The organism is Lacinutrix sp. YIN62 (assembly GCF_057219185.1).
This window is the reverse complement of the sequence record NZ_JBXVVH010000018.1, coordinates 1-22,054: the sequence shown is the minus strand read 5'-3', so window position 1 is coordinate 22,054 and position 22,054 is coordinate 1. Positions and strand designations below refer to the sequence as shown.

The 22,054-nt window shown below is 33.0% G+C and carries 18 protein-coding genes; 9 read left to right on the top strand and 9 right to left on the bottom strand.

Annotated elements, in window-relative coordinates:
• Nucleotides 1–108: 108 nt before the first annotated feature.
• Entirely contained in the window at nt 109–1,065 is a 957-nt protein-coding gene (locus AC2D8I_RS12380; protein WP_484706331.1) for a GSCFA domain-containing protein, read from the bottom strand.
• Between the two features lie 102 nt (nt 1,066–1,167).
• A complete protein-coding gene (alaS, locus tag AC2D8I_RS12375) occupies nt 1,168–3,783 on the bottom strand; it encodes an alanine--tRNA ligase (protein ID WP_484706330.1) in 2,616 nt (871 codons plus the stop codon).
• 134 nt (nt 3,784–3,917) lie between these two features.
• Between alaS and AC2D8I_RS12370 the strand changes: the two genes are divergently transcribed.
• The 5 genes from AC2D8I_RS12370 to AC2D8I_RS12350 are packed head-to-tail and all read left to right on the top strand — an operon-like array spanning nt 3,918 to nt 7,156.
• On the top strand, nt 3,918–4,889 hold the full coding sequence (locus tag AC2D8I_RS12370; protein ID WP_484706329.1) for a M23 family metallopeptidase: 972 nt from the start codon (nt 3,918–3,920) through the stop codon (nt 4,887–4,889).
• The gene (locus tag AC2D8I_RS12365) at nt 4,889–5,218 is read left to right on the top strand and encodes a MerR family transcriptional regulator (protein WP_484706328.1); all 330 of its coding nucleotides are present in this window, start codon (nt 4,889–4,891) and stop codon (nt 5,216–5,218) included. Before AC2D8I_RS12370 ends, AC2D8I_RS12365 begins: the two co-directional genes overlap by 1 nt.
• Before the next feature lie 12 nt (nt 5,219–5,230).
• Complete coding sequence (locus tag AC2D8I_RS12360) at nt 5,231–5,839, top strand: LemA family protein (RefSeq protein WP_484706327.1); 609 nt, start codon at nt 5,231–5,233, stop codon at nt 5,837–5,839.
• Between the two features lie 5 nt (nt 5,840–5,844).
• Entirely contained in the window at nt 5,845–6,282 is a 438-nt protein-coding gene (locus tag AC2D8I_RS12355) for a TPM domain-containing protein (RefSeq protein ID WP_484706326.1), read from the top strand.
• Between the two features lie 10 nt (nt 6,283–6,292).
• On the top strand, nt 6,293–7,156 hold the full coding sequence (locus tag AC2D8I_RS12350) for a TPM domain-containing protein (RefSeq protein WP_484706325.1): 864 nt from the start codon (nt 6,293–6,295) through the stop codon (nt 7,154–7,156).
• A gap of 219 nt (nt 7,157–7,375) precedes the next feature.
• On the opposite strand, the gene AC2D8I_RS12345 is transcribed toward AC2D8I_RS12350, so the two are convergent.
• Nucleotides 7,376–7,642 carry a transposase gene (locus AC2D8I_RS12345; protein ID WP_484706324.1) on the bottom strand — a complete coding sequence of 89 codons (267 nt, stop codon included), beginning with the start codon at nt 7,640–7,642 and terminating at the stop codon, nt 7,376–7,378.
• Between the two features lie 894 nt (nt 7,643–8,536).
• Between AC2D8I_RS12345 and AC2D8I_RS12340 the strand changes: the two genes are divergently transcribed.
• The gene (locus AC2D8I_RS12340; RefSeq protein WP_484706323.1) at nt 8,537–9,928 is read left to right on the top strand and encodes a lactonase family protein; all 1,392 of its coding nucleotides are present in this window, start codon (nt 8,537–8,539) and stop codon (nt 9,926–9,928) included.
• A 139-nt stretch (nt 9,929–10,067) separates the two neighbouring features.
• Here AC2D8I_RS12340 and AC2D8I_RS12335 read toward each other — a convergent pair whose 3' ends face one another.
• Complete coding sequence (locus AC2D8I_RS12335; protein WP_484706322.1) at nt 10,068–12,827, bottom strand: outer membrane beta-barrel protein; 2,760 nt, start codon at nt 12,825–12,827, stop codon at nt 10,068–10,070.
• A gap of 637 nt (nt 12,828–13,464) precedes the next feature.
• Here AC2D8I_RS12335 and AC2D8I_RS12330 point away from each other — a divergent pair.
• A complete protein-coding gene (locus AC2D8I_RS12330) occupies nt 13,465–14,385 on the top strand; it encodes a phosphatidylinositol-specific phospholipase C (RefSeq protein ID WP_484706321.1) in 921 nt (306 codons plus the stop codon).
• 39 nt (nt 14,386–14,424) lie between these two features.
• Entirely contained in the window at nt 14,425–14,802 is a 378-nt protein-coding gene (locus tag AC2D8I_RS12325) for a hypothetical protein (protein ID WP_484706320.1), read from the top strand.
• Between the two features lie 154 nt (nt 14,803–14,956).
• On the opposite strand, the gene der is transcribed toward AC2D8I_RS12325, so the two are convergent.
• From der to era, 3 genes are all read right to left on the bottom strand, one after another.
• A complete protein-coding gene (der, locus tag AC2D8I_RS12320; RefSeq protein ID WP_484706319.1) occupies nt 14,957–16,270 on the bottom strand; it encodes a ribosome biogenesis GTPase Der in 1,314 nt (437 codons plus the stop codon).
• A gap of 135 nt (nt 16,271–16,405) precedes the next feature.
• Nucleotides 16,406–17,920, bottom strand: coding sequence for a choice-of-anchor I family protein (locus tag AC2D8I_RS12315; RefSeq protein ID WP_484706318.1), 1,515 nt, complete (start codon nt 17,918–17,920; stop codon nt 16,406–16,408).
• Nucleotides 17,921–18,004: 84 nt separating this feature from the next.
• Nucleotides 18,005–18,889, bottom strand: a complete 885-nt coding sequence (gene era / locus AC2D8I_RS12310) for a GTPase Era (RefSeq protein ID WP_484706317.1) — start codon at nt 18,887–18,889, stop codon at nt 18,005–18,007.
• A gap of 937 nt (nt 18,890–19,826) precedes the next feature.
• On the opposite strand from era, the gene AC2D8I_RS12305 reads away from it, so the two are divergent.
• Nucleotides 19,827–20,183, top strand: a complete 357-nt coding sequence (locus AC2D8I_RS12305) for a hypothetical protein (RefSeq protein ID WP_484706316.1) — start codon at nt 19,827–19,829, stop codon at nt 20,181–20,183.
• A 706-nt stretch (nt 20,184–20,889) separates the two neighbouring features.
• Here AC2D8I_RS12305 and AC2D8I_RS12300 read toward each other — a convergent pair.
• Both AC2D8I_RS12300 and AC2D8I_RS12295 read right to left on the bottom strand, forming a co-directional pair.
• Nucleotides 20,890–21,534 (bottom strand): hypothetical protein, encoded by a 645-nt coding sequence (locus AC2D8I_RS12300; protein WP_484706315.1) that lies wholly within the window; start codon nt 21,532–21,534, stop codon nt 20,890–20,892.
• A complete protein-coding gene (locus AC2D8I_RS12295; RefSeq protein ID WP_484706314.1) occupies nt 21,479–22,000 on the bottom strand; it encodes a hypothetical protein in 522 nt (173 codons plus the stop codon). Before AC2D8I_RS12295 ends, AC2D8I_RS12300 begins: the two co-directional genes overlap by 56 nt.
• Nucleotides 22,001–22,054: the final 54 nt, after the last annotated feature.

The following is a 22,054-nucleotide window of genomic DNA, read 5'->3' as shown; positions in this document are numbered from 1 at the left end:
ACACAACCTTAAATCTTTCTAGAAACTCTTATGCCTTTGATTTCAAATATTCTAAAGACGACACATCTTACTTCGTTTTATCTTGCTTAAACCTTATACGTTTCCCTCCTAAAAAGACATATAGGGAAACGCCAATTGTAGTTCCTTTTTTTTATTTTCCAGATTTTTAATAAATTTTAAATGCGCTTCAGACTCGGAATTAAAGGGTTTGTGAGCCATTCCTTTTTGAATAAATGCCACCGCTTCCATTATACTTTCTGCCTCTTCTTTAATCCAAACGCGTTTAAACTTCTCCCATATATATTCTATAGCAGTTTCATTAGGATGTAACATGTCTGATTTATAAAAACGATAATCCCGAAGTTCATCAAGCATAATTTCATACGACGGAAAATAACGCCCTTTTCGCAACTCTAATTTAGAGGCTAAAAAAGTATGAATCCCACTAATTAAATGCGCCTTACTTTGTGTATTCTCAATAAAACCATCTTTAATATGACGTACAGGAGACACTGTAAAAAGGATAGAAACAGCTTTATTTACAGATTGAATTTGACTATATATATATTGCAGACTAGAAGCAACAGCTGCAACAGAAAGTAACTTTTTATCAAACTGTTTTTGAGGTACCTTATGGCAATTGGCCACTGTTTGATTTGTTGCTATCAAATCATAAACCCATGCTGTACCTAATGTTATTATAATATGCGTTGCCTCTTGAATTTGTTGCAATGTAATTTCCAAACGGCTATTTAATGTATCTATTAACGCTTCCTTTGACACATTACTTAGCTTAGAATGCGCATCATAACTATGCCACATTCCATTATAAAGAAAAACATCCTTTTCAGAATACTGCTTTTGCATTACTGCTCTAGAAATTAACATTTCAATAGCCTTGGGATGGAATAGAATTCCAAAGGGGTTTTGTACCGATTGAAACTTATAATAACGAAATTGTTCCCCTATATTTTCTGCAAAACACGATCCCAAAAGCAAGAGCTTAGAATTATAGTCTATCTGTAACTCTTGCTTTTTTAAAGGTATTTGTGTTTGTAGTTTCATCGTATAATACTATTCAATTTAACAGGCTATCTAAACTTTATAAAAAAGATATGATTCGCACATTTATATTATTGTATCACAACTTTATAGCTTATAATAAAACTATTCTATATAACTTTTTGCTTTATCTAAAGCACTTTGTATGCCTGCCGGGTTTTTACCTCCCGCAGTTGCATAGAACGCTTGGCCACCGCCACCACCATGGATAAGTTTCCCTAACTCCCTTACCACGGTTCCTGCATTTAATCCTCGTGCTTCCACCAATTCTTTGGAAATATAACAGGTTAGCATTGCCTTTTCTCCAACGGCCGTTCCAAATAACAAAAACAAATTTTTATGTTTTTCTCCCATTCCAAAAGCAATATCCTTAATTCCAGAAGCCTCTAAATCTACTTTCTGAGCTAAAAATTGAATGCCATTTATTTCGGTTAAAGCGCTTACCAATTCACCTTTCATATTCTTAGCTTTATCTTTCAATAATCCTTCTATTTGCTTCTTCAAACTCGCATTTTCATCTTTTAAAGAAACCAAAGCCTTTACAGGTTCTTTGGCATTGTTAAGCAAGGTTTTCATTTCAAGATACGCACGATTACTATCAAAATAAAAGTCTTTTACAGCATCATTTGTTATCGCCTCAATACGACGAATTCCCGATGCTACTGCGCTTTCTGATACAATTTTAAAATGCCAAATATCACCTGTATTTTTCACATGAGTTCCCCCACAAAGTTCCATCGATTGTCCAAAACGAATCGTTCGTACAGCATCCCCATACTTTTCTCCAAATAGCGCCATTGCACCATCGGCAAGGGCTTTTTCCATTGGCACGCTTCTATTTTCTTCCAATGGCAACTTCCCTTCTATTCTTGCGTTTACAAAATTCTCAACATCTCGTAATTGCTCGGTCGTTACTTTTGAAAAATGTGAGAAATCAAATCGTAAATATTTAGAATGTACGGCACTTCCTTTTTGTTCTACATGCGTCCCTAAAACCTCTCTAAGCGCTTGATGCAATAAGTGTGTTGCAGTATGATTACATTCTGTTCTATAACGTTGTTTCCCATCGACTACTGCTTTTAAGGTTTCTCCTAAATGCTTTGGTAAATTTTTTGAAAAATGAATAATAACATTGTTCTCTTTTTTGGTATCTAGAATGTAAATAACATCTCCATTAGGCACTTCTAAATACCCTTTATCACCAACTTGTCCTCCGCCTTCTGGGTAAAACGGCGTTAAATTAAATACCAACTGATACATTTCACCATCTTTTTTAGAGACTACTTTTCGGTATCGCGTTAGCTTTACATCTGCTTCTAATGTATCATATCCTACAAATTCTTCTTCGCTATCATCAATTAAAACTGTCCAATCGTCTGTAGACATCTCACTTGCTGCGCGAGAACGTTGTTTTTGTTTTTCTAATTCTACTTCAAAACCAGCTTCATCCAGGCGCAGTCCTTTTTCACTTAATATAAGTGCTGTTAAATCTATAGGAAACCCGTATGTATCATATAATTCAAACGCCTTTTGGCCAGAAACCTGTTTTTCTTTGGTCGTTTCTATAATACGATCTAGTAATAACAACCCTTGATCTAGAGTTCTTAAAAAAGAGGTTTCTTCTTCTTTAATAACATTTTCAATCAATTGCTTTTGTGTTTTCAATTCAGGAAAAGCGCCTCCCATTTTCTTACTTAACACATCTACTAACCTGTATATAAATGGTTCTTTCTTATTTAGAAATGTAAACCCATAACGCACAGCACGACGCAAAATACGTCTAATAACGTAGCCTGCACCATTATTACTTGGCAATTGTCCGTCTGCTATAGAAAAGGCAACTGCACGCACATGATCACTAATTACGCGAATAGCAATATCTATTTTTTCATCTTGGCCATACGCTCTATCTGTTATTGTTTCAATCTCACGAATAATCGGTGTAAAAACATCGGTATCATAATTAGACTTTACACCTTGTAAAACCATACACAAACGCTCAAACCCCATTCCGGTATCGATATGTTTGTTTGGCAAAACCTCTAATGACTTATCGGCTTTACGGTTATATTGCATAAAAACAAGATTCCAAATTTCCACAACCTGTGGATGGTCCATATTTACAAGCGATTTACCAGAAACTTTTGCTTTTTCTTCGGCCGAACGAATGTCCACATGGATTTCGCTGCATGGTCCACAAGGGCCTTGTGCCCCCATTTCCCAAAAATTGTCCTTTTTATTTCCTTTTAAAATGCGATCTTCAGGAATAATTTCTTTCCAAAGATTGTAAGCTTCTTCATCCATTCCTAAGTTATCGGCATCATCACTCCCTTCAAAAACGGTAACATAAAGAATATCGGGATCAATCCCATAAACATCTACTAGCAACTCCCAAGCCCAGGCTATAGCTTCTTTTTTAAAATAATCGCCAAAACTCCAGTTGCCTAACATTTCAAATAAGGTATGGTGATAGGTATCGTATCCAACTTCCTCCAAATCATTATGTTTCCCTGAAACGCGCAAACATTTTTGTGAATCTGAAAGCCGTGTATTCTTTGGTTTTTTATTCCCTAAAAAATATTCTTTAAAGGGAGCCATTCCAGAATTCACAAACATTAACGTAGGATCATTCTTTAAAACCATTGGTGCCGATGGGACTATACTGTGTTTTTTTTCTTCGAAAAAACTTAAAAATTTAGAGCGTATCTCTTGAGAATTCATATAACTATGTTAATAATCTTGTTTATGCTTACCTTTGGTATTGCAAAACAATTTATATATTTGTTCGTTAACTATTTTAAATTCAGCCTAATTTTTAGACCAATAACAATTGCAAAAATAGTATAAATTAGATAATGAGTAAGGTAAAATATTATTATGATTCCGAGACACTGTCTTATCGCAAGATAAGACGCAAAAAAAGCAGAACATTTAAATACGCTTTAGGGTTTCTATCATCGGCAGCTTTATTTGGGCTGTTGTTCATGTTTCTGGCTACTTTATATATAGAATCGCCAAAAGAAAAAACATTAAAACGCGAATTGATAAATATGGAATTACAATTCGATTTGCTTAATAAAAAAATGTCTGAAGCAGAAATTGTTTTAGCCAATATTGAAGATAGAGACAATAATATATACCGTTTGTACTTTGAAGCAAACCCAATTCCCCAAGAGCAACGAAAAGCGGGTTTTGGAGGGATAAACCGTTATAAGGCGTTTGAAGGATTTGATAATTCAAAACTTATTATTGAAAGTAACAAACGTATAGATAAGCTCCAAAAACAAATTGTGGTACAGTCTAAATCTTTAGATGAAATAAAAATTCTTGCTGAAGAAAAAGAAAAATTCCTAGCAACAATCCCTGCCATACAACCCGTTACAAATGAAGACTTAACGCGTATGGCTTCTGGTTTTGGTATGCGAACAGATCCTTTTACCAAGGCAAGAAAAAAACATTGGGGAATGGATTTTACGGCGCCTCGTGGCACGCCTGTTTATGCCTCTGGAGATGGAGTCGTTACACGTGCAGACAGTAATTCTTCGGGCTATGGGAAACACATTAGGATAAACCATGGTTATGGCTACTTATCGTTATATGCGCATTTGTATAAATATAATGTAAAGAAAAACCAAAAGGTAAAACGAGGGGATTTAATAGGTTTTGTAGGAAGTACAGGAAGGTCGGAAGCACCGCACCTCCATTACGAAGTGTTTAAGGATGGGACACGTATTAACCCCATTAACTTTTACTATGGGAGTTTAACTGCTGAAGAATTTAGTAAATTACTAGACCGAGCTTCTTTAGAAAACCAATCGTTAGACTAATGCAAATACACCTTCCTGAGAAACGCTATTATTCCATTGGAGAAGTCGCCAAAGCATTTGGAGTAAACACCTCTTTAATTCGTTTTTGGGAAAAAGAATTTGATGTTTTAAAACCTAAAAAAAATGCAAAAGGCAATCGTAAATTTACTCCCGAAGACATAAAGCATTTAAAATTTATATACCATTTAGTAAAAGAGCGCGGGTTTACTTTGGAAGGCGCAAAAACACACTTAAAAGAAGAAAAGCAGAAAACACTTACAAATTTCGAAATTATTAGTAAATTAGAGGGTGTAAAAAATCAGCTCATCAAACTAAAAAATCAACTTTAAAATTATAATATTATGAAAAAATGGCTCATTCCTTTAATTGTTATTGGACTTTTTATTGGACTTAGCATATTCGCTATTTTTATGTGGGGAATAGGGATTAACAATAAAATTATAGAACAAGAAGGCCTTGCGAAAGCACAATGGGCAAATGTAGAGAGTTCATACCAGCGTAGAGCAGACTTAATACCTAATTTAGTAGCCACTGTAAAAGGCTATGCAGATCATGAAAAAGAAACTCTAGAAGCCGTTATTAAAGCGAGAGCCGAAGCTACCAAACCCCAAATAAACATTGGAGAAGGTGCCTTTACACCTGAGAATATGGCACAATACCAACAGGCTCAACAAGGGTTAAGTGGAGCGTTATCAAAACTGCTTGTATCTGTAGAGCGTTATCCGGAGCTTAAAGCCGACAGAAGCTTTTTAGAACTACAAAGCCAACTGGAAGGGACTGAAAACCGTATTAATGTAGAGCGTAATAAATTTAACAAACAGGCTGGAGCATACAATATTTTTATTGCTAAATTCCCTACTAGCTTTATAGCAGGTTTCATTAATAAGACACCGCTTACTTTATTTAAAGGAGCTACAGGCAGTGAAAATGCTCCTAAAGTTGATTTTTAATCCTTATGCAAAATAAAGAAGCTTTTTTAACGACGATAGAAGAACAAGAAGTTATAGACGCCATTCAAAAGGCAGAGTTAAATACTTCTGGAGAAATTCGTGTACATATTGAAAAAACCTCCAATGGTGCAGTTGATGCGCGTGCCTTGGAAGTGTTTTCAATTTTAAAAATGCAGAATACCAAACGACAAAACGGTGTTTTAATCTATATCTCTACACAAGAAAAAGCATTCGCTATTTATGGCGATAAAGGGATTAACGATATTGTTTCGAATACATTTTGGGATGATACAATTCAAATAATGCAATCTCATTTTAAAAACGGGCATTTTAAACAAGGCTTGGTTGATGGCATTTTAAAAGCAGGACAAGAATTACAATCTCACTTCCCATGGGACCACACTGATGAAAACGAACTTCCAAACGCCATTTCTAAAGGTTAATCTTATACGTATGCAACACGCTGTTCTCTGTAAACAATATTTGGTAGTTAAAAAAGGAAATTCTTTATTCAAAAAAAAGGCAGCTCTGCTTTTTACCTTTGTTTTATTTTTAAGTTTTCATTTTTCATTTGCGCAATACGAAATACCAGAAAAACCAAAAAAAACAGAGCAACAAACAAGTGTTTATGATTATATAAATTTATTATCTCCGAGTAACAACAAAGCTTTAGAACAAAAACTTATAAAATATTCCGATACCACCTCTACACAAATCGTTGTTGCCATTATAAGCTCTACAAAGGGAGAATATATTAATTTATTAGGCGCAAAATGGGCTGATGAATGGGGTATTGGTCAAGCAAACAAAGACAATGGCATATTTATACTCTTGGCTAAAGATGATAGAAAGGTTAACATTAGTACAGGTTACGGCGTAGAACATTTATTAACAGATGCAATGTCTCGCCGTATCATAGAGCAAGACATTATCCCCTACTTTAAAAAAGGAAATTTCTACGGCGGATTAAATAAAGGCGTAGAATCTATTTTTAAGGTAATGACCGGTGAATACAAAGGTTCTAGACCATCTGCATCTAGTAAAAAATCGCCTTTTGGTTTTATGGCTTTTCTTTTTATTGCATTTATAATCATTTTAATTTCCATAGCAAAAAACCGAAGAGGTGGTGGTGGTCGTGGTGGCCATAGAAATTCTACCGCTGGCAGCCTTCTTGATATTATTATACTAAGTAGTTTAGGACGCGGTGGCTTTGGTAGCGGGGGCGGCGGTTTTGGTGGTAGCTCTGGTAGTGGTGGCTTTGGCGGTGGCTTTGGTGGTGGTGGTTTTGGCGGTGGTGGTGCATCGGGAGGCTGGTAAAGTATCCCTAATTACAAAACACGCTGTTAGAATAAACTCGGATTTAGCTTTTTAGATAGTTGTTATAATTAATTGACTTAGGCATTTAGTTACTAATATTTTTGATAAAACATGGTTCAGTATTCACCATTCTGTTCAGCAGGTCGTCAAAAATATTTTCTTTTATGAAGCTTCTATTAAAACGATAACAATATTCATCCAAATAATCTTGTAGATCATTTACATGATGTGATGCACTCCTCTTAGCCATGCCTTGATATTCATAATAGCTCGGTGTAATTCAAGAAAGTTATCACCTTTCTTTCCAGAATATGTTTGTGCTAGATTGACCAAATCCTTTTTCAAAGCTTGATAAGCTGTACATTTATCAGTTGTAACTTTAGTTTCAGTATCAATATGACCTTTCATAAAAGTTCCAAGATTTTCTGCTTTAGCTTTTACAATCACTCTAGCACAGATTCTACTAATTCCTTTTTTTCTTTTCATTGCCTACCCAGCACTAGCTTTTTGTTGTGATTCAATCTTCCTCTAACTTCTGTTTCTTGCCTTCAAAATAGCTTTATTAACTTCTGCTTTACTTGTAACAGGATAGTTATCTGACCTTTTCATAACCTTCGTTACTTTACGTTTAAAAGACCAGTAAGTTTTTTGTCTTAAATTTAGCTTACGACTCAATTCGGTAGAAGTAATTCTCTTCTCATTAATACTTACAAAATAGACAATGTAAAATGCTTTGAATAGATCAAACTTAACTTGATAAAATAAAGTATTAGCTGTAGAAGGCTCAACATAACAACAAGATATACATTGACGTGAATGCAAAGCTTTTCCTAAACAACTATGATAATCTCCACATTTTTTTCAGCTAAATCAATTTTCCATTTAAGCACTGAGAGGTACAACAAGTTATCTTCTGTATTTGAAAAACGCTCTTGAAATTCGAATAAGGATAGACTTTTCAATCTTTGCTCCATAATTTTATGTATTAATCATTTCGAATTTACTCATAGTATTAATATTTACAAAACACCTAAGTCAATTAATGTCCAAGTGGCTTGTATCAATAATCCGATCTTATAGCTTGAATAAAAACTATCCAACTGCTAAATTAATCTTAAAATTAGCTACACCACAGCACTCAGACCCCCCTTATTAATAAAACACTTGTTTATGTACACACTTCCACTTTACACAAAAACAGATAAACAAAAAACTCATTTACAACGATTTAACAGAAACTCAAAATTACAAAACCTCAAAAAGCAAAGCATCATTCTATTACACGCGATGTAGCTCTTAATTAATTTTACCCATAATTAACAAAGTAAGCTCCACAAAGCTTTATCGACCTACCGCTTAATTAATATTTAACACTATACAATGATGAAACACATAGGATTAAACAAACTGGCAATCTTGCTCGTTTTTACGGTCGCTTTTACAGCATGCAGCAATGATGATGATGACAATGTCAACACTACATCGGAGCCAGAAAAAACCTTAGCAGGGTTTTTATACACGACAACTAATGGCGAGGGTACAAACCAAGTATTAAAACTTGACCGCTTTAGTGATGGCTCTGTAGGAAATGAAATTGCTTATTCTACAAACAGTAATGGAGGCGCTAATACAAATGCGGGAGGAGATGCTAGAGGTGATTTTGATTCCCAAGGAGCAATACAAATCATAGACGACTATTTATTAAACGTAAATGCGGGAGGAAATACAATTTCTATTTTTTCTATAGATAAACCTACTGGAGCATTAACTTTAAAGGATAATATAAATTCTGGAGGCACAAGACCAACAAGTATTTCTTACACTCTAAAATCTGGCAGCTCTAATGAGTATTGGGTTGTAGTAGGAAACCAATGGAATAATCCTAACATACAAAAGGACGGGGCAGCTATAGAACGCTACCCAAATGATGCCTTTTATGCAGAAGACTTAACGCAGCCCGATGCGACTGATGCAGAAAGAAATATTACACTATTTAGCTTTAACGCCACTACAGGTACACTTACATTAAATCAGCAATTGGATACCTATGTAAGGGAAAACGGAGGCCCTACCACTGTATCTTTTAGTAACGACGGAAGCAAATTAGCAGTATCTACATGGGGAATTGCACATTTTAATACTGAAAACACCGCTTTAAATGAACAACATCCTAGTAGGGTTTATGTGTATGATTTTACAAATGGTATAATCTCCGGAAAACGTTGGTTTGAAGAAGAAGGTATTGCAGGAAGTATAGGATTTAATTGGGCGCAAAACAACAATGCTATTTTACAGGTTTCTAATTTTAACCTAATTCCTTCTAAAAGAAATAACAGCCTTACTATTTTAAATGATAATGGTACTTCTGTAACAAAAACAGGAAACTACAATACAGCAGAAACAGATGATATTGATGAGGCTTGCTGGACTATATTAAACCCTAGTGGTAATGTTTTATATGTTTCTAGTTTTGGAGCTAATACAATTTCTCCTTTTAATGTAAATAATGATGGTACCATCGCATCTGTAGGTGATTTTGAAACCAGAGGAGGCCTTGCCCCTACTGGAGACACAAAAGATATGTATATTACTCCTGACAATAAATACTTGTATAACACAGGTGCTTTTCAGTCGTTTTCTATTAATACATTTAATATTTCTGACTCTAATGCCCTTTCGTACAGGTCACAATATACCTATGATACGACTGCTGCTGCTGTTGGAAGTGCTGGAACTTATAATTTCCTAGGACTTATTGGGTATGACTTATAATAAATTCGTGCTTTCACTCTCTTAATGGGTAAAAGTATTTAAAAAAAAGCACGTACTTTTTAGTATGTGCTTTTTTAACCTTTAATGATACGTTAATAAGAGAATCACCCCCTCAAAAACAAACCCTGAGCTTTTTTTATTAGAAATAAAATACGCCATTATCGTTTACTTCTCCTTTAGCCCCTAAGCTATTAAATTTCCAACTAAAGCTTAACATAAAATACTGTTGTAACACGGTACTTTGCGCATCCTCAATATAATCTTGAGTTGCGGTTCGCCTCGCGTTTGTATTTTGATTTAATAAATCGTAGACTTTCAAATTTATAGAGCCTTTATCTTTTAAGATGGAATATCCTAATGTTGAGTTCCAAAACCAAGCGCTTTTTTGAAAGCCTTCTGCTATATTGGGATTGTAATTATAATTAATATCGTTACGCCATTCAAACTTCTTTGGTAAAAATGTTGCTGTTCCTAATTTTACGGTATGATTTGCAAAGTTTCTATCTTCAAAAGCATCAATATCGTACTTATTTGTAGTAAATGAGACATAATAAGCAGGGGTAAATTCCATAACCTTGTCCCATACAAACTCAAAACCTACACTAGGAGTTATTGTATTTACTTTACTTGCATATTTTATATCATTATTAAAATTAATATTTTTTGAAATATTGGTATTTGCGCCTATTCTTACTTTTAAACTTCTAAGAGAATCTATTTTAAATTCCTTACTATAATTTGCACCGCCGTAGCCGCTATAATTTCCATTTACGTTGGTATATGTTGTACTTCTTTTTAAAGTTTCTGGATCTACTGTAGTTATAGAAACCACATTATTATCGACAAAATTCATTCCTGAATAAAAATAGAAACCAGTTCTTTTTTTCCAATCGAAAGCATTATAACCTAAATAAACATTGTGTCTATTTGAAGGTTCTAAATTAGGATTACCAACAATAGTATTTAATGGGTCGGACACATCTTCAAAAGCCTGTAATTGCCTTAAAGCAGGCGGCCTGTTAGTTAACCTGTAATTGGCATATATTGATGATTTTGGGCTAAAGCGATAGTTAAATCTTGAATTTAACTCTAAAGCCTCAAAGTCACGCGCTACATTAAATTGAGATCTTAATAAGTCTTGATTTTCTAATGTTCTAAATACATAATTGGCGCCCACTCTTATAGAATATTTTTCTTTTTTATAACGCAATTTTAAACCTGGTGCATTTTTTGTATCTATATATTCAAAATCGGTACTTAACCCTTCGTTAAAATCTTCGAATTCTTGAGTTGTCGCGTTTTTATCGAAAGTACTTTCTCTGTTTTCATCTTTATCTTTAGAATATTCATACTCAAAATTTAAAAATAACGTTTTAGAAAGAAGCGGCAAACTATAGGTTAATTCTGCCGAGACACCGCTACTTTTATTAAGACCATCTGTAAATTGATCTCTATTTATTGTTTCTGGATCTGTGCCATAAATTTCTGTATTGGATTCTAAAAAATCTTCACTTTCTCCTTTACTTAATCTATTATTTAACTCAAACTTTAAAAACGATCCTTCACTAGCGAAGCGTTTGGTTACACTTAGGTCGTTTCTAAAACCTTTTGTTTCTCTCTCGTTTATAGAGTTTACTGTAGATTCGTTTGTTAGCACTCTATTTTCATCAAAAGTTTGATCGCCGCTATCGTTTTGCGTTTTAGTTGTTGAATAATTAAATGAGGGTCTAATATTTATTAAAAGTGTAGAGTCTAACTTAATCTCAAAATCGAGATTTGCTCTATGACTATCGGTATCATTAATTGAACGCGATATTGAGTTTGAAAAAAAGTGAGAGTCGGACAAAATCGTTTCTCGTTGTGATGACGATTCATTTTCTGAATCACTTGAGGTATAAAAATAATCTCCAGAAATATCTGCTTTCTCGCTTAGTTTATCGGCATAGTTTAATCCTGCATTTTTAGATGTTACAATACCTTCTGCGCCAAAATACCCTATACTTTCTGCGATATCATAACTGCTGCTTCTTCCAAACATTTTAGAGATCTCTCCAAAACTAAATCCTGGAGAGTTTGTGTTATTACCACCAGCCAGCACACTTATTCTTTGGTCGTTATCAAAAACATTTAACATTCCCGCTAATTCATAACGTTCATCTGTTCCACCACCGCCAGACACGCGACCAAAAACACCTTTATTATTTTCTTCTTTAATGGTTAGATTTATGGTTTTATTTTCACCATCACCACTCTCTCCTGAAAAAGCTTCTGATTTTGTTTTAGTATCTACAACTTGTATTTTTTCTATAATATCTTTAGTTAAATTCTTTGTTGTTATGGTAGGATCATTTCCAAAAAAAGGCTTCCCATTAACTAAGATTTTATTCACCTCTTTTCCATTAATTTTAATCTTCCCTTCGGCATCGACCTCTACTCCTGGCAATTGTTTTAATAAGTCTTCAACATTTGCATCTTTTTTGGTTTTAAATGACTTTACATTAAATTCTAATGTATCCTTTTTAATGGTTACTGGTGCGCTTGATTTAATAAGTACTTCATCCAAAGAAGTTGAATTTTCTTCCATAGCTATTGTTCCCATATCAATTTTTTCCTGATTTAATTTTATGTTCTTAAAATAAGTTTTGTAACCTACATAAGAAATGTATAAATTTAAACTAGGGTCTCCCACTTCATCCTCTAGGCTAAAAACGCCATTTTTATCGGTAATGGTATAAGTTACTAACGAACTGTCCTTAACGTGTTGTAAATAGACTGTTGCTGCTTCTAAAGCAAATTGGTCGTCTGCTGCTATTAGTTTTCCTGTAATTTGAAATGATTTAGATTGTGAAAATGAGAATAAGGCACATAAGAGTGCTGCGAATAGTGTTAGGGTACGCATAATTTTAAAAATAATTGATTGATTAACTTTTATTTAAGGAAACGAATATAGTAGCCAAACCGTATGTATTTTCTTAAAAGAATCCCAAAATTTAAGCTCGAATGACTATAAATGAAGACTCTAGATTGAAAACATATCATTAGAAAACCTAGTAAGCCTTTTAAAACATAGAATTAAAACCTGTTATCTATTATATTACAGAAGCATCAACAGAAAAGCTTCTTTATAAGAATTAACACGCAATTAACATAAAAAGTTAATTATATATTAATTTAATTTTAAAAAACAAAGGAATGCATTGTAAACTTAACATTGCGCAAAGCTATTAAATACAGACAATGAAGGCAAATTATCAATTTATGATATATCCGTTTTTGGCAAATAAAATTGATGTGATCTATGTAACATAGCAATATAGATGACTCCATAATCAATTAAAGGCTGTATCTTTGTTCGATTCTTTTTATAAAAACCATTTCACAAAACAACTATAGACTCTTTATTAATAAAAAATTAAACCTAAATCAGCTTTTATAGAACGAGAAAACTTTTCACAAGAAAGTAAAACCGACCTTCTAACATATCTTTTTTAGCACCCCTTAACCAAGATTTCCTTTTAATCCAAAAACACCCCTTTATGAAAACAAAACTAATAGTATTATTTAGTAGCCTTGTTTTAAATTTTGTTAACGCTCAATCCGCTTCAAGTAAACCCTTTTATAATACGAGTAGTTCTACAGAATCAAATCATTCTAGATGGATGACAGACTTAAGAGATGATTATAAATTAACACGACTATCTATTCCAGGCACTCATGATAGTGCTTCATTATATGGAGGGGATTTTGTTGAAACCCAATCTATGAGTATTTCTGAGCAACTAAAAGCTGGGATAAGATTTCTAGATATTCGTTGTAGGTATTTTGAAGGAGCACTATCAATTCACCACGGTGCTTTTTATCAAAATATATCGCTTGCAGGAATACTTAATCAAGTAAATACATTTCTTACTAATAATCCTGGTGAGACCGTATTAGTAAAAATCCAACAAGAATACTCCTCTGCATCGAATGCCGATTTTATTAGTTTATACGATACTTATGTAGCGAATTTAAGGTCACAAGGACGCATATACGAAAGCTCGAATTACAATGTAACTCTTGGGGATTTACGTGGTAAAATAGCGATTGTTTCTAGGGTTTCTGGGCTTCCCGGAATACTATGGAATGATTTAAGAATACAAGACGATTATAGTGTTCCTACTATTTTTCATAGGCCCTCAAAATCAAGAAAAGTTATAACTCATATGCGCGATGCTAGAGCAGATTCCACTAAGCTATATCTTAATTTTTCTAGCGGCACAGGTGCTGGTGCATACCCTTATACCGTTGCGTATTATGTAAATCGTGTTGTTTTCGCAGAGTTAGAAAATTTAATTACAGAAGCTGTAGCACCTAACACAACGGGGATTATCGCTATGGATTATCCTGGAGATAAATTAATTAGCAACATTATCCAACTAAATGCTATAACGCAAAATGTTTTATTCCCTAATTAGAAATAAATTTACGGCTTAACACTTTTAAATAATTATATTATGAAACTCACTTATAAACCCTCATTAATAGTATTGCTTTTAATCATGTTTTCGTCTTGCGAAAATGACAATGAACTCATACAATCGGAGGAAATAAATACTACTAATTATAATAATCAGGATTTTATTTCGTTTATTAATGGATATCAAAAAAACACAACACAAACACAACGTAATAAAAATATGTTTACAGATGTAGGAGCACATCTTTATGAGCAAAATCATAATTTATCGCAAGAATCATTATTGAATATAGCTCAACATGTGTATTTCGCTGCAGATGCATACTACCCAACTATAGAAGAAGGTTTTATATTACAGGAAAAAGACGAGACTCTTTTTTTTATATTGGTAGATTATCTGAAAGAAAATTATTAGCCTCAAATTTATTAGAATTCGTCTTACTATTATCCCTATCCATAATTAATTGCTAATAATCGACACTAAATAAAGACAACTCATACATTAAAAAGCCTCAATATTTTAAAATATTGAGGCTTTGTTTTTTTAGAGTATCACTTTGATGTGATCTTTATTTTTTTCGCATATACACACTAATTGGAACCCCTTTAAAGTCGTATATTTCTCTTAATTTGTTTTCTAAAAAGCGTTTATAAGGCTCTCTTACATATTGTGGTAAATTACAAAAGAATGCGAATTGCGGCTGTGGTGTTGGCAACTGCATGATATATTTTATTTTCACAAACTTACCCTTGTATGCTGGCGGAGGGTAACGATCTATTATGGGTAATAATGTATCATTAAGCTCACTGGTTTTTATTTTCTTAGTCCTGTTATTATAAACTTCTACAGCTGTCTCAATAGCTTTATAGATACGTTGTTTTGTTAATACAGAGATAAATACAACAGGGACATCTGTAAACGGTTCCATTTGTCGTCGTATAACTTTTTCGAATTCCTTGGTTGTTTTATGATCCTTTTCTACTAGATCCCATTTATTTACTAAAACAACAATTCCTTTTCTATTACGCTCTGCCAGCCAAAATATATTCTGTACTTGACCATCAAATCCACGCGTTGCGTCTAAAACTAAAAGACAGACATCGCAATGTTCTATTGCACGTACACTTCGCATAACAGAATAGAACTCTAAATCTTCTTTTACTTTCGATTTTTTACGGATTCCTGCTGTGTCGACTAAATTAAAATCGAATCCAAAACGATTGTATTTGGTATCTATAGCGTCTCTTGTTGTACCAGCTATATCTGTTACAATGTAACGTTCTTCACCTATAAGTGCATTTATAAATGAGGATTTTCCTGCATTTGGGCGTCCTACTACAGCAAAACGAGGCAAGGTATCGCCCTCTTCTACAACGTCTTTTTCCTTTTCTGGTAATGCTGCTACTAAAGCGTCTAACAAGTCTCCAGTACCACTTCCATTTATACTTGCTATGGTATAATAATCTCCTAAGCCTAATGAGTAGAACTCTACAGCATCTTCTTCTCGCTTTCCGTTATCTACTTTATTTACGACTAAGAATACAGGTTTTTTTACTTTACGTAACAAAATAGCAACATCTTCATCCATTCCTGTAACTCCAGATTCTACATCTACCATAAAAATAATAGCATCGGCTTCATCTATAGCGAGTTCTACTTGCTTATCTATTTCTTCCTCAAAAACATCATCACTTCCTTTAACGTACCCTCCGGTATCTATTAAAGAAAACTCTTTTCCATTCCAATCGCTTTTCCCATAATGGCGGTCTCTTGTAACCCCACTTACGGCATCTACAATGGCTTCTCGTCGTTGTATTAAACGGTTAAAAAAAGTAGATTTCCCTACATTTGGTCTTCCTACTATAGCTACTATATTACTCATAATCTTCGTTTTTATCTGCATTACATATCCTGTAAGCGCCTGCAAAGGTAATGTTTACAATGAGAATAAAGATACAAATGCCTCATCAAATTAACAGTTCCTTTTTTTTTATATTTTTCAGCAATCTACTATTGTCTAATTTTCATAAAAACTTACTGTCCCGCTTCCTTCATTGGTAACGACTAACAGGTCTTTAGCTGTAGGGCTTTCGCTTGCTGGAATTACTAATATTCCTTCAGGAGCTTCATCACCACTATGAGACAATATGTTTAAAAACTGTGGTGCTAAAGGATTCGTGATATCATACATCATAACTTGATCTGTACGTTCTAACCCTACAAAAAGTATATGGCGCTGGTTATTTAGGTTTAACACGGCTACACTTTCTGGTTCTGCACCTTTATCGTCGCTGCGTTTGTCTTGATCGTTAAAGCGCTCTGGACTTACTGCTAATATTTCTTTTGCTATACTACTTCCACTATCGTAAATTAAAGTACCGTTAGTAGACCAAATACTAAAGGAACGCCCTCCATAGCTATAAATTTGATCGGTATCATTATCGTCATCGGTATCTCCTAATAGGTTTGTTGTTTTTAATCTTCCGAGATGTATTTCACTTTGAAAATCTCCAGAGATAGGATATTCTATGGGATCTAATGTAAGATCTTCTACTCGCTTTTCTTCACTAAATCCATCATAATCTCTTGCGTCACCTTCATTAGCAGATATTATGTATTCTACACCTTCAATTTTCACTAATACGATGGCATCTGGTTGGTAAATTCCTTTTACATTCCAGCTTTTTAAAGTTGTTTCGAAATCTTTATCGCTAGCATCCATCTCATTACCAGGTAGATTATGGTCTTTATAGCCTAATGGGTATATAGCTTCTACAACTTTATTTATTAAATTAATTTTAGCGAGGCCATTATTCTCTTGTAATGACACCCATGCGGTTTGTGAATCTTCAGATATTGCGATATACTCTGGTTCGACATCTTTTGCTAAATTAGCATTAGGGCCAAAAACACGAAACCCCTGAGATTCTAAAGTAGCTTCTTGAGAATTAAAAGCTTCAAATCCTAAGGTACTAACCGTATTATCTGTTAAATTTACAATACTAACACTTCCAACAGGATCTATAGTGTACGCATCATTGGGTTCACCTTCATTTGCAGAAACGATTAAATTCCCATTTTTAAAAAATGTTACCATATCGGGTAAAGCTCCAACTTCGTATGTATTTAACAGTGTTAAACTTGAGGTGTCGTAAACCAAAATTTTCCCTGGATTTTGTTTCACGATAGCTTCTACTGCTATTGCCAATTTTCCGTTATACACAGCAACACTATTGGGATTTCCAAATGCACTTAAAGCAATTGAAGGTGCTTGTACTGGAGCCGATACGTTTTCAATATTATATACTGAAATTTCATTGGTCTCTGAATTGGTAACAAACAGGTTTTTTGAAACACTATCATAAGCCGAAATCTCTGCTGCACCCTCACCTCCAACCTTTATGGTCGATATATATTGAAAATTCACAACGCCATCATCAGATGGTATTTCTGTAGAGTCGTCGTCATTTTGACAACCATAGATTAGCATTAAAGACAATGCTATTATTCCCTTTCGTGTAACATTTTTCATAATTAGGTTTTTTAATATCCCTAAATATAAAACCTTAAATTCACTCTAATGTTAACTTATTAAAAAGAAACGATTAGCTTTCTTTTACTTTTGATTGTAACCAAAACGCTTCAATTGCTTTTGGTCACTTCTCCAATTTTTATTCACTTTAACATACAATTCCAAATGTACTTGTTTACCAAAAAACTTCTCTAAATCTTTTCTAGACTCTACGCCTACTCGTTTTAAAGCACTCCCTTTATGTCCTATAATAATTCCTTTTTGCGTTTCTCGCTCCACCATAATCACTGCTCGCATACGAATAATTTTTTCTTCTTCGAAAAATTCCTCTGTATCAACTTCTACCGCATAGGGAATCTCTTTTTTGTAATGCATTAAAATCTTCTCGCGAATATTCTCATTTACAAAAAAACGCTCTGGTTTATCTGTTAATTGATCTTTAGGGTAAAAGGCTGGCGATTCTGGAAGTAATTCTATTATTTTATCGAAGACTTCTTTTACATTAAATCCTTCTAAAGCAGAAATAGGAATAATCTCAGCATTCGGCACTTTTCCTGCCCAAAGTTGTACTTGTTCTTCCAGTTGTTTTTGATTTGAAGTATCAATCTTATTTAGCAACAACAACACAGGTATTTTTGCATTTGTTATTTTATTAAAAAAAGCTTCATCTTTTAGTTCTTTTTCGCCTATTTCAACCATATAAATCAAAAGGTCTGCATCTTCGAAAGCCGATTTTACAAAATCCATCATAGAGGCTTGTAATTCGTAGGCTGGTTTTATAATACCTGGTGTATCCGATAAGATAACCTGAAAATCTGCTCCGTTTACAATACCTAAAATACGATGACGTGTTGTTTGCGCCTTAGACGTTATTATTGATAATTTTTCTCCTATAAAGGCATTCATAAGTGTAGACTTCCCAACGTTAGGATTACCTATAATATTTACAAAACCCGCTTTATGACTCATTTGATTGTTCTTTAATATTTTGCAAAGTTACAACCTTGATTTGTTTATTTGGCTTTTATCTCCTATAATACTTAGTGTTTCGTTTATATTTCCTCTTTTTCTCTGCAAAAAAGAAGAAATTCTCATTTTTGTTTACTCTCAACACAAAAATGTTTGTATCTTAACAATACAAATAATAAGATATACACACGGTTTTGCTTTCCCTAGGAGCTAACGCTCGTAAAACAAATTACGATGAGATTAAGAGCTATGCTACGAATCGCCATATTAGGGAAAAATATAAGACTGAGACTGTCCTTGTTTAATCAGGTTAGTACCACTACCTCCTTTCTAGCCGCTCTATTTAGAGCTAACAAAAGTACATTTATCAATACTTTTCTATCAATAATATTTACAAGGTTCCCTCTTACTAATTCTAGTAAAAATATTGATAGTAAATTTCTCTGGTTTAAAATTTCACCCCTCTACACTCAAGAGGATTGTGCTAAACGCGTATATAACTATCTAACACATAAAAGCAGACCGATTAAACATCTTAGCGCTCTAAACTCTAATACCTTTTTTAATCTCTTACATTTCGTTTTATTGTTGTTTATAACTATAGAAAAGTTCTTTTTATTAAAACCCTCAACCAATACCTTTTAAATTGAGTAATAATTTTTGGCTAGAATTACTTTTATCGCTTACTACAATCACCGCTTTTACAGGCGTAATTGTTGGCAGCATATTTTTTAAAAACTTAGGTACTATCAGTCGGCTTATTTTTTGCTATTTAACTCTCGCCTTTATTACCGATTTAGCAAGCAGATTCGCGCTTCTTTCAACTACACAAACTCTTATTCTTGTATCGGTATTTGGGTTTCTAGAATTACTACTTTTTGCTATAATATACTATAAGTTAGCCTTTAATAATAGTCGCTTTTTTAAACCTATAATTATGTTACTTCTTATTATAATTTTTATCGATATTATTATGAGTAGCACTTCTACTCTTGAGCATTTTCAATCCTATGGTAGGGTATTAGATGGTTTTTGTATTATTTTCTTTAGTCTTTATTTTTACTGGAAAGTCCTAAACATTGATACTTTTGAGAATATAGAAATGCTAAGACTTAATGCTGGGGTTTTTCTATTTTTCTTATTAAATAGCTTTTGGCTTTTAATAGCTAACTTTTTAGCAAATACGCCTTATAACGTAATTTTTACCATTTGGCTCGTCAATATTATTACGACGCCTCTATTTTATGCTTTCTTGGCTTTTCATTTATGGCAAAATGGTAAAACGATGCGGTGATAACACTTAAAATTTTAGTTATGTTTTAAACCGCTTCATAAAAAAATGATTACTGAAAGCTTTTTAAGATAGCCTCGTTACTTTAAAACACCATGGTTTATCGATTTTATAGTATTGTTTTGTTATCGCTACTACACTAATTATTCTATTTTTTAATGAAATCATTGAGGCTTAATTGTAAGTAGAACGAGGTGAAATTTCGCTATAACTATTCCCATTAAAATAGAATAGTTAGAAATATGAAGCTTTTATTTAGAATTATTTAAACCCTCTTTTATTCTCAATTTGAGAGACAACAGCATAGGCTAACTCTTTAGATACCTTAAGATTAACTAAAGAATTTGTAGTGCATTTTGCATCTAAATACCCCAAGTTTTAACTACTATTTTTCATCATTGTTTTAGGTCGTATTTTTCCCATTTATATATTCCATAATTTCCATTTGATAGCGGACTAACTATAAAGCTAAAACCATTATTGTTTGCCAATACATAAATAAATATTACAATTGCTAAAAATGGAATCGTATTAGAAGTAGCTATATTAAAAAAAGTCTAATTTTTGAAATAAATAAACTAAAATTAAACAGGCTAGCACTGATGAAAAATTTTACTGAGTAGATTAAAACTCTTTATGCTAAATATTGTCATAGTGATAATTATTAATTTCAGTTATTCTTATTATATATTTCCCCTAGTTGCTTCTGCTACCTTGTAGTTAACTGTGCTTTTCGATGCATAAAACCATCAATTGATTGTTCATAAATTATTAACCATTTTTGTTTGACTTTACTTAAGAAATAAATTGTTTTTTTTCTATAACCTCTTATAAAAAAATGTTTAAAAAGAATAGCTTTATCTTTAGCTAAGTTATACACTGGTTTAGAAATATGAACATTCGCTTTTTCGGGGATTCTCTTTTGAATAAATTTATGCTTAAGCTTTTTATCTAAATTCCATTTTTTTATGCTTTCATCTTTATAATTAAAAGAGTCTTTTAGAAAGTTTTCAGCAATTTCACTTATTCCTTTTCCGTCAAATATATAACGGTTAGTTTTTATGGGTAATTCAATCTTTATTACAGAATCGACTTGACGAAATCCAGAGTCACTAGGTTTAAGGATTTGATCTTCATTAAAAAAGATTTTTATTACTATATTTTTCTTCTTACGAGATTTAAAAAAACTAATAACTTCTTTATTTGTACCTGTCGGGTTAAAATAAGTGGAGTCCTTAATATTGTAATTCTTTTTATTAAGAATAACATTTAAAATCTCCTTATCATTTGCTAATGTTTTACAAGATACTATACAAGTAAGAAGTAGGAAACTTATTATAGTTATAACAATCATCTCCCTGTGCATCGGTAGTATTATTCATTCCTGCGTTTTCTGCATATTTGAATAATGAATAAGACATAGTTCCAATAAAATCAACCATGGCTATATGCATAGCATCATTTAAAAACAAACCATTTATTTCAGTTCTATTATCTATAAAATTATCCATTGCATTTTTTAAATAGCCATAATTGGGATGATCTGTTAATAATGTGTTATGTAAATATTTGTACATTAATAAGGCGTGAGTCATTTCATGAATAGTGGCTAAAGCAATGTGAAGTTTGGTAGGATTAGAGTTTAAATAAGCGTTATCGAAAGTAATCTGTAACTTATATATTCCATTAGCAATGTTTTCGTTTTCATCAAAATCTGTTGCTGCATTTAGAGTAGAGTTTATAGGATCTTCATTAAAAACCAGTGTAGCTACAAAGAGTAAAATTATAGTTTTGGTTAGTTGTTTAAGTTTGTTCAGCAAAATTTACAGCTGTTTCAAATTAGGGATTTATTTTTAGATTCGCTGCAAAAGTAG